This is a genomic window from Microlunatus elymi, assembly GCF_007362775.1.
Lineage (GTDB): Bacteria > Actinomycetota > Actinomycetes > Propionibacteriales > Propionibacteriaceae > Microlunatus > Microlunatus elymi.
In genome coordinates this window covers 4,756,168-4,772,212 of the sequence record NZ_CP041692.1, presented here as the reverse complement: position 1 = coordinate 4,772,212, position 16,045 = coordinate 4,756,168, and the positions used below count along the sequence as shown (strand labels likewise).

The following is a 16,045-nucleotide window of genomic DNA, read 5'->3' as shown; positions in this document are numbered from 1 at the left end:
CGATGGCACGAGGTGGGCCCGCACAGCCAACCGACCAGGCCCGGTCCGTCTACCGCCCGCTGTCGCCGGGGGAGGTCAAGATCACCGGCGGACTCTGGGCAACCCGCGCCGAACGCAACCGGGCCGCCGCCATCCCGTCCGGTCTGAAGCAGCTGGGCGAGGCGAAGAACCTGTTCAACCTCGAACTGGCCGCCGGCCGTACCAGCGGACAGCCGGTCGGCCCGATCTTCGCCGATTCCGACGTGTACAAGTGGTTGGAGGCGGCCGCCTGGGAGTACGGCCGCAAAGCCGACGAGCGACTGCTGGCCGACATCGACGGGGTGGTCGAGCTGATCGCGGCGGCGCAGGAGGAGGACGGCTACCTCAACTCGATGGTGCCGACGCGCGACGGCGGCCGTTACGTCGATCTTCCGCAGCATCACGAGTTCTACTGCTACGGGCATCTCATCCAGGCCGCGGTCGCCACCGCCCGGACCACCGACCGGCGGCAGCTGCTGGAGGTCGCGATGAAGATCGCCGATCACCTGGTGGCCACCTTCGGCGAGGACAAGCGGCACGACGTCGACGGCCATCCGGTGATCGAGATGGCGTTGGTCGAGCTGTATCGGGAGACCGGCACCGCGGCCTATCTGGAGCTGGCTCGCTACTTCGTCGAGGCCCGCGGCAGGGGGCTGATCGAGGGTTACGGCTTCCAGCCGGCGTACTTCTCCGATCGGGTGCCGGTCCGCGAGCAGACCACGGTCGAAGGGCATGCGGTCCGCGCGGTTTATCTCGGGGCCGGCGCGACCGATGTCGCCGCCGAGTTGGATGATCAAGAACTGCTGGCAGCGCTGGAGGCCCAGTTCGCCGCCATGGTGGACGAGAAAGAGTATCTGACCGGCGGGCTCGGCTCCCGTTGGGAGGGTGAGGCGTTCGGTGACCCGTACGAGTTGCCGCCGGATCGTGCCTATGCCGAGACCTGCGCGGCGATCGGTGGCATCCAGTGGGCGTGGCGATTGCTGCTGGCCACCGGCAAGTCCTCGTACGCAGATCAGATCGAGCGGATGCTCTACAACGGCTTCCTGGCAGGCGTTTCGCTGCCCGGCACCGAATACTTCTACGTCAATCCGCTGCAACATCGTGATCATGCGCTGGCCGACACCCAGCGCAGCGTGCAGAACGGTCGGCTCGGTTGGTTCGACTGTGCGTGCTGCCCGCCGAACGTGATGCGCACCTTCGCCAGCCTGGAAGGCTACATCGCCAGCACGGATGCCGGCGGTGTGCAGATCCACCAGTACGTGCCGGGCTTGATCGACTCCGGTGACCTGAGGCTGCGGGTCGAGACCGACTACCCGTGGCACGGCCGGATCAAGATCATCATCGAACAGGCCTCGGCCACCGCGACCAAGATCAGCTTCCGGATCCCGGCCTGGGCCGAGGACGCGACCGTGGACGGGGCAGTGGTCGAAGCCGGCGGTTACGCGACCGTCGAACGGACCTGGCAGGCCGATGATCAACTTGTCCTGGAGTTGCCGCTGCGGCCGCGGCTGACCGCGCCGGACCCGCGCGTCGACGCCGTACGAGGTTGCCTGGCGATCGAACGCGGCCCGCTGGTCTACGCGCTGGAGAAGACCGATCAGCCGGGCGGGGTGGCGCCCGATGATCTTGCCATCACCGCCGACGCCGGCTTCGCCGAGCGGGAGCAATCCGACCTGCTCGACGGCATCGTCGTGGTGACTGCGCAGGGAAAGGTCATCGACCGGGCAACCGAACAGCCGGGATCGCGTCCGCACCCGCGCCCGGCGCCGGCGACCCGCGACACCGAACTGGTCGCGATCCCGTACTACGCCTGGTGCAACCGGGGCCCGCAGGCCATGCGGGTTTGGATCCCCACCGCGTAACAACCCCGACTTGTCAGCATTTCAGAGCGCTATGGCGCGTCGTGACGCTGACAAGTCGGACGAATCGGCAAGGGAGCTGAGATGCGATGTCGTTGACCCGCAGGAGTCTGCTGGCGCTGGCTGGAGTGGGCGCGTTGGGTGGCGTTGTCTCCGGCTGTTCCGGCGCACTGCCGAAGATCGACACTACCGGTGCCGGCTTCGGCCAGGGCGGAACCGGCCAGGTCGAGATCTGGTGCCGCGGCGCCACCCAGGCCGGGATCCAAGCGTTCGCCGACGCGTTCAACCAGCGACAGCAGAGGATCTCGGTCCGGATCACGCCGGTCCCGGACGGCCAGTTCGTCACCAAGCTCGCCACGGCGATCCGCAGCGGCGAAGTCCCGGACATGGTCGACTTCGACGACATCAACTCGTTGCTGTTCAGCTCACGCGGAGCCTTTGCCGACATCACCGATCCGGTGTCCCGGATTCCCAACCGGTCCGCGCTGAGCCCGGGGCACCTGCGGCTGGCAACGATCGACAAGCGGATCTACGGGTTACCTCTGCTGGCTGACAACTCGGTGCTGTTCTGCAACACCGAACTCTTCGAGCGCGCCGGTGTTGATCTTGACCAAGCGACGAAGTCGCTGGACGGACTGCTGGACGCCGCCCGGAAGATCAGCCGGCTCGGCGACAACATCTACGGTTGGACCTACGCCGGCAACTCGTCCGGCATCCTCGGATTCACCGTCCAGCCGCACATCTGGGCCGCACAAACCGATCTGATCGCGGGCCCGGTCGGCAATCAGCGGGCCAATCTGGTCGGCAACGACGCCGTCACCGAGACGCTGAAGTTCATGCGTTCACTGTGGCAGGAGAAGCTCGTGCCACCCGGCAGCTACGCCGACAGTGGCACCCAATGGGGAGCCGACTTCCGCGCCGGGACCATCGGGATGTTTCCGGGCAACTTCCAGAGCGTCGTCAACGGCGCCTCGAAGTCCTTTCTGGACAAGCTCGAGGTCCGGCTGCTTCCCGGACCGGACGGCGGCGGCGCGTTCTTCGACGGCGGCGACAATCTGTGCATGCTGAACGGGGCTCCGAATCCCAGCGCAGCTTGGGAATTCGCCTCCTTCTGCGTCGCGCCCGAGCAGCAGGAGCAACTTCCGAAGTCGGGATTCGTGCCGATCCGGTCCGATGCGATCACGGCCGACTTCCGGAGGAGCTTCCCACTGGCCGTGCTCACCGCAACCCATCTGGATGCCGGATACGCGCCCAAGACGCTGGCCTACAACGTGATCTACAACCAGGCCGACGGCCCGTGGCTGGCCATGTTCCGGCGTGCCGTCTTCTCCGGCCAGGTCGAGGCCGCGATGCAGGCCGCCGAATCCGGATACAACCGACTCCTGAAGCAGGCACAAGCATGACCACCGCCGTACAGCCCAGTGGCGTCAAGAACGCGACCTCGGATCAGGCAGCCGCCAAGCGCTACTCGCTGACCCATCCGCCGAGGGTCGGTTTGCTGATGGTGTTGCCGGCGGTGGTCTTCGTTGCCGTCTTCGCGCTGGCACCTCTGGTCGGCGCGATCTTCATCTCGTTGACGAACTTCCCGCTGATCGGCAACTACCGGTTCATCGGTCTGAAGAACTATGCCGACATCTTCACCGATCCGGCGTTCGGCTGGTCGCTGCTCTACACGTTGATCTACACCGGCATCGTCACCGGCCCGATCCTCGTTGTGGGGTATCTGCTGGCCGTGATGGTGCGATCCAACCGACGCGGTGCCAAGGTGCTGCGGACGATCATCTTCCTGCCGTACGTGGTGGGCCTGGCGACGTTGAGTTTCCTGGCCGTCTTGGAGGCTCAGCCCAACAGCGGTGCGGTGAACCTGGTACTCAAGGCGCTGGGCATCACCGACGGATCGACGGCCTGGTTGGTCAGTGGTCCGCTGGGCACCGGGCTGATCTGCGTCCTGGTGGTGTGGGCCGTTTCGGGTCTCACCATGATGTTGCTGATGTCGGGGATGCAGGGCATCGATGCGAATCTGTACGAGTCCGCCGAGATCGACGGGGCCAGCTGGTGGGGCCGTGAACGGCAGGTCACGATCCCGTTGTTGCGCCAGCAGATCGCCTTGAGCTTGATCATTTCGGTGATCGGCTCGTTCCTGGCGTTCAACCAGTTTTTCATCCTGACCCAGGGCGGGCCGGGCTCGGCAACCACGACGGTCGTGCTGCAGATCTACCGCCGTGGCTTCGTGCAACTCCAACTCGGTGCGGCGACGGCCATGTCACTGGTACTGGTCGTGATCGTCGGACTGATCACGGCGGCGCAGTTCTGGCTGCTCAGGGAAAGGGATTGATCCGATGGCTGCGATCAGTGGGGTAGAACGAGACACACCGACCAAACAGGTCCTCTACGCCGTCGGCGGCATCCTGACCTTGATCATCATCGTGGTGCCGTTGCTGTGGGCGCTGTTGCGTTCGATGCAGCCGAGCGACGTGATCAGTGCGCCACCGGATCCGAACACCTTCTTCGACCTGACCTTCTCCAACTTCGCGAAACTCTTCTCCGAAAGCAATCTCGGCCGCTCGGTGCTGAACAGTCTGATCGTCTCCCTGGGTGCTGCGGTGCTGTGCTCGGCCCTGGCGTTGTTCGCCGGTTACGGGTTTGCCAAGTTCCGGTTCCGGATATCGCCGGTGCTGTTCGCGGCCATCCTGCTGTCGATGATGGTGCCCTTCCAGGCGATCCTCACCCCGCTGTATCTGCAGCTCAACGCGATGGGGCTGACGAACAACCTGCTGGGACTGATCTTGTTCTACGCCACGGTGAACCTGCCGTTCGGCGTGTTCGTGATGCGCAACTCCTTCAGCGGCTTGCCCAGCGAATTGGAGGACTCCAGTCACGTCGACGGCGCCGGGCCGCTGCGTACGCTGTTCTCGGTGCTCTGGCCGTTGGTCGTGCCCGGTGTCGCGACCACCGCGTTGTACGCCTTTCTGGTGTCCTGGACCGAGTTCCTGGGTGCGTTGGTCTTCATCACCAATCCGGATCGCTTCACCTTGCCGGTCAACCTGGTGAACCTGCAGCAGGGTGCCTACGGGCAGGTCGACTACGGGCTGCTGGCGGCCGGAGCGGTGGTCGCGATGATCCCCTGCGTGATCTTGTACGCGGCCCTGCAGCGGTTCTACGTTCGTGGTCTGGCCAGCGGCGCCGTCAAGGGCTGACCGCGCTGCGCGGTAGTTCTCGCGCCCGCCATTGTTGCGCCATAGCCGGGCCTCCGGCCGGGTTCGAGGTGGTGCCTCTCAAGGTGAAGCCCTCGCGCTGATAGAACGCGATGGCTCGCTCGTTGGAAGCGAAGACCTCCACATAGATCCGATCCGTATCAGGTGGCAGCTGATCGACGAGTCCCTCGATCAGGCGCGGGCCCAGCCCGTGGCCGCGCCAGTCGGGATGGACGTACAACTTGTAGATGACGTGATCTTCGCCTGCCAGGCCACGTTGCCCGACACCGACCAGCTCGCCGGCAGCATCGGCGACGACTACCTGACCGCTTCCTACGGCGTTGGCGAGGTAGGCCTCGTTCCACCACCGATCAATTTGATCTTGCGCGGCCTGCGCTCCGATCAAGGGCGCGTAATGCGTCGGGATGTGCTCGAGTCCGAACTGGCAGATCGCCGCGACATCGTTCGGCACCGCAACCCGCACGACAGGATTGGTGTCGATGGCCATGATCAACTCAGCTCCTCGCGAAGCATCACATTTGCAACCGGACTGGGCCGCGCTCGAGAACCTCGGCCAGACGATCGGCGGTTTCCTTCAGGGCTTGGCGGTTGTCGGTCCAGATGTTCCAGCCCAGGTGGCTGTAGCCGATCTGGAGTTCGTAGCAGTGGTGGCGTTCGGCGGCATCGACCAGGGCCGCCGGATCTGCGCGGATTGCCGCATCCTGGAGCAGCCGGGTCAGCGGGTCGGCGGCCGCGATGCCCGGGTGCCAGGGCGACCAGAAGGTGCACCAGGCGGCGTCGTACAGGAAATCGCCGCGGACCGAGCATTTCCACGACAGCACCGCCTCGACCTGGCGGCTGTCCGGACTGACCAGCACGTTGCCGTGCAACAGGTCGCCGTGGACCAGATCGCGGCGCTCCGGGCACGCATCCACCAGCTCTGTCACCCGAGCCGTGGCGGCAGCGCCCAACGGCCCGAGTTTCGGGTCAGCCGCGAGCATCGCACCCCATCCGTGCACGATCTTTCCGGGATCGTCGCGCAGCCCGGCCAGCAGGAAGTCGCGCCAGCTCGCGGCCGGCGGGCCGCCCTGATGCCACATCACCGGCGCCTGCGCGTCCGCCCGGATCCGGAACAGCGCCACCAGCAAGCGGGTCAGCGTCGGCCCGACCGTGGCGCCACGCTCGACCGGAGTGTCCTCCAGGAACTCCCCGTGGTGGCGGACCGAGATCGCGTACGCGCCGCCGGACGGAGTGCTGCCGACCTCGCGAACCTCGGGCACCGGCAGATCCGTTCCGGCGAACCCCATTGCCGTCCGGTCGGCCTCGTACCAGGTCCGCTCGTTGCCGAATCGGACGACGAGTTCCTCGTCACCGCACCGGTAGGCCCAGGCCGAGGACCAGGCGCCACCGGTCAACGGTTCAAGATCACGAACCTCGCCGATCCGGTCGACCAGGAAGTCGGCGACATCGTCGTACGTCAGTTGGTCGGGCGTCACCGGCCCAGTATCCAGCTTCAGCGCGCCAACCAGCCGCCGTCGACCGGGATGATCGCACCGTGGACGTAGTCGCTGGCCGCTGAAGCCAGGAACACCGCCGCGCCCGCGAGGTCGCCGCCGGTGCCCCAACGACCCGCCGGGATCCGCGCGGTGATCTCGCTGTTGCGCTGCTGATCGGCGATCAGCGCCTCATTCATCTCGGTGTCCATGTAGCCGGGCGCGATCGCGTTCACGTTGATCCCGCGCCCCGCCCATTCGTTGCACAAAGCCTTGGTCAGTTGGGCAATCGCGCCCTTGCTGGCCGCGTAGGCCGGCACCCGATAGCCGCCGGAGAAGCTGACCATGGACGCGATGTTGATGATCTTGCCGTAGCCGCGCTCGAGCATCGGCCGGGCGACCAGCTGACTGAGCTGGAAAGCCGCCCGCAGGTTCACGTCGAGCACCCGGTCGAAGGCATCCAGTGCGAAGTCGACGGAGTCCTCGCGGTGCTGCAGTCCGGCGTTGTTGATCAAGATGTCCACCTGCTGCTCGGCCAGCAGCGGCGCCACCCGGTCGGCGATCTGCTGCCGGTTGCTCAGGTCGACTCGCAGCGAGGTCAGCCGGCGACCGGCTGCGACCGCGTGCTGCTCCACGGAGTCCGGAACACTCCCGCGCTGCACGCTGATCACGTCGGCGCCGGCGTCAAGCAGCCCTTCCGTCATGCCGCGGCCCAGGCCCCGGGCACCGCCGGTGATCAGCGCGGTTCGTCCAGTCAGATCGAACGGTGTGGCAACAGCCATGCGAGGTCCTCGGCAGCGTGGTCAACGTGTGGTGCCGACACTAATCGGCGCCGGGGAGTGGCACGAGGATGTGTGCGTTACAACGATGTACTAGCGTAGTGTCGGGCGTTGGCCCGAAGGCTTCAGCGAGAAGGAGAAACAGATGGCACGCGCGCGGATTGCGATCGATCCGGCATTCGAGGTGGGACGGATCGACCGGCGCCTGTTCGGCTCTTTCGTGGAGCACCTCGGCCGATGTGTGTACGACGGGATCTACGAGCCCGGTCACCCGCGGGCCGATGCCGACGGCTTCCGGTCCGACGTGCTGGAGCTGGTCCGCGAGCTCGGAGTGACCACCATTCGCTACCCCGGTGGCAACTTCGTCTCGGGCTATCGCTGGGAGGACGGTGTCGGCCCGCGCGATCAGCGGCCGACCCGGCTCGATCTTGCCTGGCACTCGACCGAGACCAATCAGTTCGGCCTGCACGAATTCGCGGCCTGGGCCGAACAGGCGGGTGTCGAGCCGATGATGGCGATCAACCTCGGCACCCGAGGCGTGCTGGAGGCGATCGACCTGCTGGAGTACAGCAACGTGCCGTCCGGATCCGCGCTGGCCGATCAGCGGATCGCCAACGGGGCAACGGATCCCTTCAAGATCAAGATGTGGTGCCTGGGCAACGAGATGGACGGTCCGTGGCAGCTCGGTCACCGCAACGCCGACGACTACGGCAAGCTCGCATCCCAGACAGCCAAGGGATTGCGGCAGTTGGACCCGTCGGTCGAGTTGGTCGCCTGTGGCAGCTCCAGCCGGGCGATGCCGACCTTCGGCTCCTGGGAACGTACGGTGCTGCGGCACACCTACGAAGACGTCGACTTCATCTCCTGCCACGCCTACTACGAGGAGGGCGAAGATGATCTTGACAGCTTCCTCGCCTCCGGGGTGGACATGGACCGGTTCATCGAGTCGGTGGTGGCCGTCGCGGACAGCGTCGGCGCGGAGCTGAAGAACGACAAACGGATCAACATCAGCTTCGACGAGTGGAATGTCTGGTATCTGCGCCGGGACGCGGAGAAGAACACGATCCGCGGCATCGACAACTGGCCACAGGCGCCGCGCATCCTGGAGGACGTCTACAACCTCACCGACGCGGTCGTGGTCGGCGATCTGCTGATCTCGCTGCTCAATCACGCGGACCGGGTCAAGGCGGCCAGTCTGGCCCAGTTGGTGAACGTGATCGCTCCGATCATGACCGAGCCCGGCGGCGACGTTTGGCGGCAGACCACCTTCTTCCCGTTCGCCGAGACCGCTCGCCGGGCGGTCAGTTCGGCGCTGCGGCTGCGGGTCGACTCCGACACCCACGACACCGCCAAGTACGGCGTGGTCAACAGCATCGATGCGGCCGCCACCCACGATGATCAGTCCGGTGTGACCAGCCTGTTCCTGGTCAACCGTGATCATCAGGCCGCCAGCACCGTCGACGTTGATCTTGCCGGACTGTCCGGTGCGACCGTTCAGGATGCCTTTGTGCTGGCCGATTCCGACAGGTTGGCCGCCAACACCAAGGATGATCAGAATCGAGTCGCCCTGGCCGAGCTGACCTCGTACAAGATCGACAACGGCACCCTGACCGTCGAGCTCCCGCCGCTGTCCTGGGCCGCCCTCACCCTCGCCTAGCCACCGAGCTGGGGCCGGTGGAGTTGCGGATGATCAACTTCGCCGGTACGACCTGGTTCACCCGTCGGGGCGCCTCGCCGGTACGCAGCCGGTCGACCAGCGCCCGGGTGGCGAGTTCGCCCGCCTGCTCCGCGGCACCGGACACCGTGGTCAGGGCGGGCTTGGTCAGGTCGGCTCCGAAGATGTCGTCGCAGCCGACGATGCTCACCTGGTCGGGCACCGAGACCCCCAGTTCTTCCAAGCCGTGCAGCAATCCGAGGGCCTGCAGGTCGTTGTAGGTGATCACTGCGGTCTCCTCGGTGACCGCAACCTCCGCGGCCGCTGCCTCGCCTGCCGCCCGGGTCGGCGGTTGCGAACCCAACCGCCGGCAACTCATTCCATGATCAACTGCGGCGGTCCGGATCGCCTGCCAGCGGCGCGGCTCGAACCAGGCCGACTCCGGCCCGCCGAGATAGCCGATCCGCCGATGTCCCAACCGGAACAGCAGATCCACGGCCTCGGTGAGCGCCGGCAGGGTATCGATCACGACACTCGGAACCCCGCGTGCCTGCCGGTTCACCAGCACCAGCGGAAACTTCGCCGCGAGCTCGCCCAGGGCCGCTCCGGGCAGCCGCGAGCCGCCGAGCACCGCTCCGTCGGAGGCGTTCCGAGCGGCGATCAGCTGATCGCGCTCCTGGTCCGCAGACTCCTCGGTGTCGACCAGCACCTGGGTGTAGCCGGCCCCCGCCGCCTCGTGCTGGGCGCCACGGATCAGGTCGAAGAAGAACGGGTTGGTGATGTCGGGCAGCACCAGCGTCAGTGCGTTGGACTTGCCGGTGTGCAGCCACCGCGCCTGCGGACTGGGGGAGTAGCCAAGCTTGCCGGCCGCCAGCAACACCCGCTGCACGGTGGCCTCGGCCACCAGTTGCGGACGCGACAACGCACGGGACACGGTGGCCGGTGAAACCTCTGCTGCGGCCGCGACGTCGTGGATGGTCGGAGTCGCGCGGTCGGGCGCCATCGCCACTCCTTCCGTCGACCGGTGATCGCACTGTACTCGCAAACGTTTGCAGTCGAGCCGAGGCTGGCAATACAGTGCAACAGGTAGGAACTCGACGGAATCGTCGGCAGACTGGCCAGCGCCCGTCGGGACGACCCCGATGCGTACCCCTGTCGAAAGGACGACGATGACCTCGCAGCCTGTCCGCTTTGCCGCGGTCGGACTTGATCATGCCCACATCTTCGGCCAGATCGCCGGCCTTCTCGACGCGGGCTGTGAACTGGTCGGTCTGGCTACCGACGACCCGGATGCGTCGGTGGCCAAGCAGGTCAGGGAAAAGTACCCGGACGCGCGCGTCTTCGACAATCCCGGCGACCTGATCGAGGCCGACGGGATCGATCTGATCACCACCGCTGCGGTACCCGACCGGCGCGGCCCGATCGCCGTCCAGGCGATGCAGGCCGGCAAGGACGTCGTCACCGACAAACCCGGCTGCATCAGTCTTGATCAACTCGAGGAGATCAAGAAGACCGTCGCCGAGACCGGCCGGTTCTGGTCGGTCACCTTCTCCGAGCGGTTCGGGGTCAAGTGCGTCACCAAGGCCGGCGAGTTGGTCCGGCAAGGGCGCATCGGCAAGGTGGTGCAGACCCTCGGACTCGGCCCACACCGGATCGGCGACCGGGCCCACCTGGCCGGCGGCGCCGGACGACCGGAGTGGTTCTACGACAAATCCCGCTACGGCGGCATCCTGGCCGACATCGCCTCCCACCAGATCGATCAGTTCCTCTGGTTCACCGGCTCGACCCAGGGTGAGGTGGTCAGCAGCACGGTCGGCAATTTCGCCAACCCGGACACCCCAGGTCTGCAGGACTTCGGCGAGATCCTGCTGCGTAGCGAGAGCGCGCAGGGTTACATCCGGGTCGACTGGTACACCCCGCAGGGTTTGCCGACCTGGGGTGACGGCCGATTGATGATCTTGGGCACCGAGGGCTACATCGAGATGCGCAAGTACGTCGACATCGCCGGCCGCGACGGCGGCAACCACCTCTTCCTTGTTGACCAAGAAGGCACCCAGTACGTCGACTCCTCGGACGTCGAGCTGAGCTACTACGCCGACGTGGTCAACGACGTACGCAATCGGACCGAGACGGCGGCCCCGCAGGAACACACCTTCGAGACCATGCGGCTGGCCCTGGTGGCCCAGCAGAACGCCACCCTGCGCGGCGCTGCCCAGTGATCACACCGACTTGTCAGCGTCAGGATGCGCTGTAGCGCCTTCTCCCGCTGACACGTCGGAGTTGTCGGTGCGAAGGATCCGTTGCACGGGAAGTCCTTCGGGGTTGTGTTCGCGCAGCCACCGCACCAGCGTCTCGCGGATCAAGCACTGCAGGTCGAACAGGTCACCCGAATCGCCGGCCGAGGCGACGATCCGCACGGTGAGCCGATCACCGATCGATTCCGTTACCTGCAACGATTTCGAGCGGCCGTCCCACAACGGAGTGTTGTGCAGTAGTTCGTCCAGCCGTGATCGCATGCCGTCGATGTCGGCCCGCCAGTCCAGCTCGAAGGTCACCGTTCCGTTCAACTCGGTTCCGGTCCGGGTCGAGTTGGTGAACGGGGTGGTGATGAAGTACGCGGACGGCAGGATCAGCCGTCGCTCATCCCAGATCCGGACCACCACGTAGGTCAGCGTGATGTCCTCGATCCGACCCGACTCGTCCTCCACCACCACCAGGTCATCGAGGCGAATCGCATCCGAGAAGGCCAGTTGGATGCCGGCGAAGACGTTGCCGAGGCTGGATTGCGCGGCGATGCCGAAGACCACACCCAGAACTCCGGCCGATGCCAACACGCCGGCTCCGAGAACATTCACCGCGGGGAAGGTCAGCAACACCAAGCCGATGCCGACGATGACGAACCCGACCGTGATCAACCGGCGGGTCAGCCGGAATCTGGTCTGCGCGCGGCGGCGGTCCCGGTCGACGCTGTAGCGCTCCAGCAGTCGCTCCTCGCTTGCCGCGAGGGCGTACAGCAGAATCGTCGCGGCCAGCCAGACGACTCCGGCGATCGCCAGCATCAGCGTGACGTGCCGGACGGCGTCTTCCCAGTCGCCCTTGGGGAGTGCGGACTGCGCGATCACGAAGACCAACACCGAGCACAGCGCCAGCGCGAACGGTCTGCGCAGCCGTGCCCAGCCGCGCCAGGCGCGCGGCCACTTCTGACGTCGGACGCGCAGCACGAGGGTCACCGCGGTGACGCCGAGGAGTGTTCCGGCCACCGCGATCGCCGCCAGCACCAGCGCGTACATCAGATGGGAGAACGACATGCCCCCATAACCTACCGACGGCGGCTACTTCAGATTCTGCAGCGGGTAGCCGTTGCGCTTGCAGCCGTCGATGATCATCTTCTTGGTCTGCTTCGACGCCTCACTCGGATGGTCCGAGGTGAGCAGGTCGATCGCGGCGTTCAACCAGTGCTTGGTCTGCTTGGACGGATGCGCATGATCGCGGATCTCCCGCAGCGTCGAAACCGCCACCTCGTTGGCCACCGAGCCGCTGGCCGCGGTGGCGTCGATCGCAGGACAGCCGATCTTGTACGCGTCCTCGGTGGTCAGGCTGGTATGGGAACAACCGGCCAGGCCCACCATGGCAGCCATGGCGGCCGAAGCCGACGCGATCTTGATCCCGAGCACGCCCGTCAGTGTAGGTGGGCGTGCGTGTGCGAAACCCGCTCAGAGGTCCAGGCCCGGATAAAGTGGGTGATTTCCCAGCAACTCTTCAGCCGCCTGGTGGGTGGCCTCGGCAATCCCGTCGGAGATCGTGTACTTCGCCTTGCCCGGTGCACCCGACTTGGTGGTGGTCGGAGTGGTCTTGGTCAGCACGCCGATGATCAACTCCGCGACCCGGTCGAAGTCGTCGGGCCCGAAGCCGCGCGAGGTCAGCGCGGGCGTGCCCAGCCGTACGCCGGAGGTGTACCAGGCGCCGTTCGGATCGTTCGGCACCGCGTTGCGGTTGGTGACGATGCCGGAGTCGAGCAGCGCGGACTCGGCCTGCCGGCCGGTCAGTCCGTAGCCGGCAACATCCAGCAGCACCAGGTGGTTGTCGGTGCCGCCGGTGACCAGCTTCGCGCCGCGGGAAAGGAAGCCGTCGGCCAGCGCCTTCGCGTTGTCGGCGACGTTCTGTGCGTACGTCCGGAACTCCGGCCGGCGCGCCTCGGCCAGCGCCACCGCCTTGGCCGCCATCACGTGCGACAGCGGTCCGCCGAGCACCATCGGGCAGCCGCGGTCGACATCGGCGGCGTACTCCTGCTTGGCCAGCACCAGACCTCCGCGCGGACCGCGCAGCGACTTGTGCGTGGTGGTGGTGACGATGTCGGCGTGCGGCACCGGATCCTCGTCGCCGGTGAACACCTTGCCGGCCACCAGACCGGCGAAATGGGCCATGTCGACCATCAAGGTCGCGCCGACCTCGTCGGCGATCTCGGCCATCTTGGCGAAGTTGATCCGCCGCGGGTAGGCCGAGTAGCCCGCGATCAGCACCAGCGGCTTGAACTCGCGCGCGATCCGGGCGACCTCGTCGTAGTCCAGCAGCTGGGTCTCGGGATCGGTGCCGTAGGAGCGCTGGTGGAACATCTTGCCGGAGATGTTCGGCCGGAAACCGTGCGTGAGGTGGCCGCCGGCGTCCAGCGACATACCCAGCGCACGCTGCTCACCGAACCGCTTGCGCAGGGTCTCCCAGTCCGCCTCGGACAGGTCGTTGATCTGCCGTACGCCGAATTCCTCCAGCGCCGGCGTCTCCACCCGATGCGCCAGGATCGACCAGAACGCGACCAGGTTGGCGTCGATGCCCGAGTGCGGCTGGGCGTAGGCATACTCCGCGCCGAACAGCTCGCGGGCGTGCTCGGCGGCCACCGTCTCGACCGTGTCGACGTTCTGGCAGCCGGCGTAGAAACGGTGCCCGACGGTGCCCTCGGCGTACTTGTCGCTGAGCCAGTTGCCCATCGTCAGCAGGACGGCGGGGGAGGCGTAGTTCTCCGAGGCGATCAGCTTCAGCGAGTCCCGCTGATCGGCCAGTTCGGAGCGGATGGCACCGGCAATCCGCGGTTCCACCGTCTCGATCACCGAGAGTGCGGCGCGGTAGGACTCCGAGGCCTTGGCGGCCAGCGTCTCAGGGGTGGGTTGGGACACGACAGACTCCAAGCTGGTCGGGTGGCGCAATGACGCGTTCGTCAGGTTCGGCCCAAATCTATCCGGGTGCTCGGCGGGGCGGCATCCGGTGTCCGCAACCGGTCGAGACTCGGCCGAGTGCAAGGATTTGGTCAGGACAACGCTCGGGCTGTGAAGATCACGCGCCAACTTCGTCGGATCCGCGTTGGTGCCGCTAGGCTGGCCCGGCAAGACCCCACGATATAGCGCTCACGGGTGCCAAGGACTGGGACTGTTTCGATCCCAGGAAGGCACACAACGTGACCGAACTGCAGATTGCCGATGCTGCCCATCGCCGCGTCGCGGGGCAGAAGCTCACCAGCAGCTACACCGAGCTGTCCCGGCTGGTGAAGGAGCAGGGTCTGCTCGGTCGGACGCGTCGCTTCTACTACCTGGTCTTCGGGATGCTGATGGTCGCCCTGTGCGGCGCGGTGGCCGGCTTCGTACTGCTGGGGCATTCCTGGCTGCAGTTGCTGATCGCCGGGGCGCTGGGCATCATCTTCACCCAGTTCGCCTTCCTGGCTCACGAGGCCGCGCACCGGCAGATCTTCGCCAAGGGCACCACCAACGACCGGTACGGACGGATCCTCGGCACCGCGTTCGTCGGTATCAGCTACTCCTGGTGGATGAACAAGCACAGCCGGCATCACGCCAACCCGAACCGGGTCGGTAAGGATCCTGACATCGAGGGCGAGGCGCTGGCGTTCTACGAGGAGAAAGCCGTCCCGCGTACGGGGTTGCGCGCGATCATCGCCCGCAAGCAGGGCTACCTCTTCTTTCCGATGTTGATCTTGGAAGGTCTCAACCTGCATTACGCGTCGGTGAAGTCGCTGGTGACCCGCAGCGAGAAGCCGACCAAGGGTCGCTTCGTTGAGATCGGCATGCTCGCCGGCCGGTTCGCCCTCTACCTCGGCGCGGTGTTCTGGGTGCTGCCGGTCGGCATGGCGTTCGCCTTCCTCGGGGTGCAGTTGGCGATCTTCGGTCTGTACATGGGCGCGAGTTTCGCTCCCAACCACAAGGGCATGCCGATCATCCCGGCCGAGGTCAAGCTCGACTTCTTCAGCCGCCAGGTGCGGACGTCGCGTAACATCGCCGGCCGGTTCTGGCCGACCGTGCTGATGGGCGGGCTGAACTACCAGGTCGAACATCATCTGTTCCCGTCGATGGCGCGGCCGCATCTGGCCAGGGCCCGGTTGCTGGTTCGGCAGCATTGTCAGGACCATGACGTGCCGTACACCGAGGTGTCGCTGGCATCGTCGTACGGCACGGTGGTGAGCTATCTCAACCGGGTCGGACTGGCCGCGCGCGATCCGTTCGCGTGCCCGGTCGCATCACAACTGGGACGCCGATAGCGTGTCCCCCACAGACTTGGCGTGCCAGGGAGGCACGTCGGGATCCGGTCCGAAGCACGGGCCGGGAGCAATACAGAAGGAATGATCATGGCAACAGGAACCGTCAAGTGGTTCAACTCCGAAAAGGGCTACGGCTTCATCACTCCCGATGACGGGAGCAAGGACGTCTTCGCTCACTTCTCCGAGATCGCCGGCAGCGGCTTCCGGTCGCTGGAGGAGAACCAGCAGGTGGAGTTCGAGATCACCGAGGGTCCCAAGGGCCTCCAGGCCTCGAACATCCGCGCGATCTGAGCTCTCCCCGCTCCGATCTTGATGCCGCGGTCATACCGACCGCGGCCGAAGAGCCCGGCCATCCACCCTTCGGGGTGTGATCGGCCGGGCTCGTTCTGCACCCGCACCGTCGTCGGCCCGCACGACTCCCAACTGGGCAGCACTGTCGTACAGCGGCACTGTCGTACAGCGGCACTGTCGTACAGCGGCACTGTCGTACAGCGGCACTGTCGTACAGCG

The 16,045-nt window shown here is 66.1% G+C and carries 15 protein-coding genes; 8 read left to right on the top strand and 7 right to left on the bottom strand.

Annotation, left to right across the window (positions count from 1 at the left end; translation table 11 throughout):
* The first annotated feature begins 2 nt into the window (after window positions 1–2).
* The 4 genes from FOE78_RS21790 to FOE78_RS21775 all read left to right on the top strand — a co-directional run bounded on the left by FOE78_RS21790 (window position 3) and on the right by FOE78_RS21775 (window position 5,074).
* Window positions 3–1,880 (top strand): glycoside hydrolase family 127 protein, encoded by a 1,878-nt coding sequence (locus tag FOE78_RS21790; RefSeq protein ID WP_143988123.1) that lies wholly within the window; start codon window positions 3–5, stop codon window positions 1,878–1,880.
* 86 nt (window positions 1,881–1,966) lie between these two features.
* Entirely contained in the window at window positions 1,967–3,280 is a 1,314-nt protein-coding gene (locus FOE78_RS21785; RefSeq protein ID WP_143988122.1) for an ABC transporter substrate-binding protein, read from the top strand.
* Window positions 3,277–4,212, top strand: a complete 936-nt coding sequence (locus FOE78_RS21780) for a carbohydrate ABC transporter permease (RefSeq protein WP_143988121.1) — start codon at window positions 3,277–3,279, stop codon at window positions 4,210–4,212. The genes FOE78_RS21785 and FOE78_RS21780 overlap by 4 nt, the downstream gene beginning before the upstream one ends.
* Window positions 4,213–4,216: 4 nt before the next feature.
* Window positions 4,217–5,074, top strand: a complete 858-nt coding sequence (locus FOE78_RS21775; protein WP_143988120.1) for a carbohydrate ABC transporter permease — start codon at window positions 4,217–4,219, stop codon at window positions 5,072–5,074.
* Here the strand turns inward: FOE78_RS21775 and FOE78_RS21770 are convergent.
* From FOE78_RS21770 to FOE78_RS21760, 3 genes are read right to left on the bottom strand one after another with little or no spacing between them, the layout of a single operon-like run.
* Window positions 5,064–5,579 carry a GNAT family N-acetyltransferase gene (locus FOE78_RS21770; protein WP_143989008.1) on the bottom strand — a complete coding sequence of 172 codons (516 nt, stop codon included), beginning with the start codon at window positions 5,577–5,579 and terminating at the stop codon, window positions 5,064–5,066. The genes FOE78_RS21775 and FOE78_RS21770 overlap by 11 nt on opposite strands.
* A 25-nt stretch (window positions 5,580–5,604) precedes the next feature.
* Entirely contained in the window at window positions 5,605–6,567 is a 963-nt protein-coding gene (locus tag FOE78_RS21765; RefSeq protein WP_143988119.1) for a phosphotransferase family protein, read from the bottom strand.
* A 17-nt stretch (window positions 6,568–6,584) separates the two neighbouring features.
* Window positions 6,585–7,346, bottom strand: a complete 762-nt coding sequence (locus FOE78_RS21760) for an SDR family oxidoreductase (protein WP_143988118.1) — start codon at window positions 7,344–7,346, stop codon at window positions 6,585–6,587.
* Between the two features lie 142 nt (window positions 7,347–7,488).
* Here FOE78_RS21760 and arfA point away from each other — a divergent pair, with 142 nt between their 5' ends.
* Window positions 7,489–9,000 (top strand): arabinosylfuranosidase ArfA, encoded by a 1,512-nt coding sequence (arfA, locus tag FOE78_RS21755; protein ID WP_143988117.1) that lies wholly within the window; start codon window positions 7,489–7,491, stop codon window positions 8,998–9,000.
* Here the strand turns inward: arfA and FOE78_RS21750 are convergent.
* A complete protein-coding gene (locus FOE78_RS21750) occupies window positions 8,987–10,000 on the bottom strand; it encodes a LacI family DNA-binding transcriptional regulator (protein WP_143988116.1) in 1,014 nt (337 codons plus the stop codon). The two genes, arfA and FOE78_RS21750, sit on opposite strands and share 14 nt — an antisense overlap.
* Before the next feature lie 166 nt (window positions 10,001–10,166).
* Here FOE78_RS21750 and FOE78_RS21745 point away from each other — a divergent pair, with 166 nt between their 5' ends.
* Window positions 10,167–11,216 (top strand): Gfo/Idh/MocA family protein, encoded by a 1,050-nt coding sequence (locus FOE78_RS21745; RefSeq protein WP_143988115.1) that lies wholly within the window; start codon window positions 10,167–10,169, stop codon window positions 11,214–11,216.
* On the opposite strand, the gene FOE78_RS21740 is transcribed toward FOE78_RS21745, so the two are convergent.
* From FOE78_RS21740 to FOE78_RS21730, 3 genes are all read right to left on the bottom strand, one after another.
* Window positions 11,217–12,305 (bottom strand): mechanosensitive ion channel family protein, encoded by a 1,089-nt coding sequence (locus tag FOE78_RS21740; RefSeq protein WP_143988114.1) that lies wholly within the window; start codon window positions 12,303–12,305, stop codon window positions 11,217–11,219.
* Window positions 12,306–12,329: 24 nt separating this feature from the next.
* On the bottom strand, window positions 12,330–12,635 hold the full coding sequence (locus FOE78_RS21735; RefSeq protein ID WP_143988113.1) for a hypothetical protein: 306 nt from the start codon (window positions 12,633–12,635) through the stop codon (window positions 12,330–12,332).
* 75 nt (window positions 12,636–12,710) lie between these two features.
* Window positions 12,711–14,141 carry a glycine hydroxymethyltransferase gene (locus FOE78_RS21730; protein WP_407662670.1) on the bottom strand — a complete coding sequence of 477 codons (1,431 nt, stop codon included), beginning with the start codon at window positions 14,139–14,141 and terminating at the stop codon, window positions 12,711–12,713.
* A 302-nt stretch (window positions 14,142–14,443) separates the two neighbouring features.
* Between FOE78_RS21730 and FOE78_RS21725 the strand changes: the two genes are divergently transcribed.
* The gene (locus FOE78_RS21725; RefSeq protein ID WP_210414706.1) at window positions 14,444–15,535 is read left to right on the top strand and encodes a fatty acid desaturase family protein; all 1,092 of its coding nucleotides are present in this window, start codon (window positions 14,444–14,446) and stop codon (window positions 15,533–15,535) included.
* Window positions 15,536–15,622: 87 nt separating this feature from the next.
* Entirely contained in the window at window positions 15,623–15,826 is a 204-nt protein-coding gene (gene cspE / locus FOE78_RS21720; RefSeq protein WP_143988111.1) for a transcription antiterminator/RNA stability regulator CspE, read from the top strand.
* Window positions 15,827–16,045: the final 219 nt, after the last annotated feature.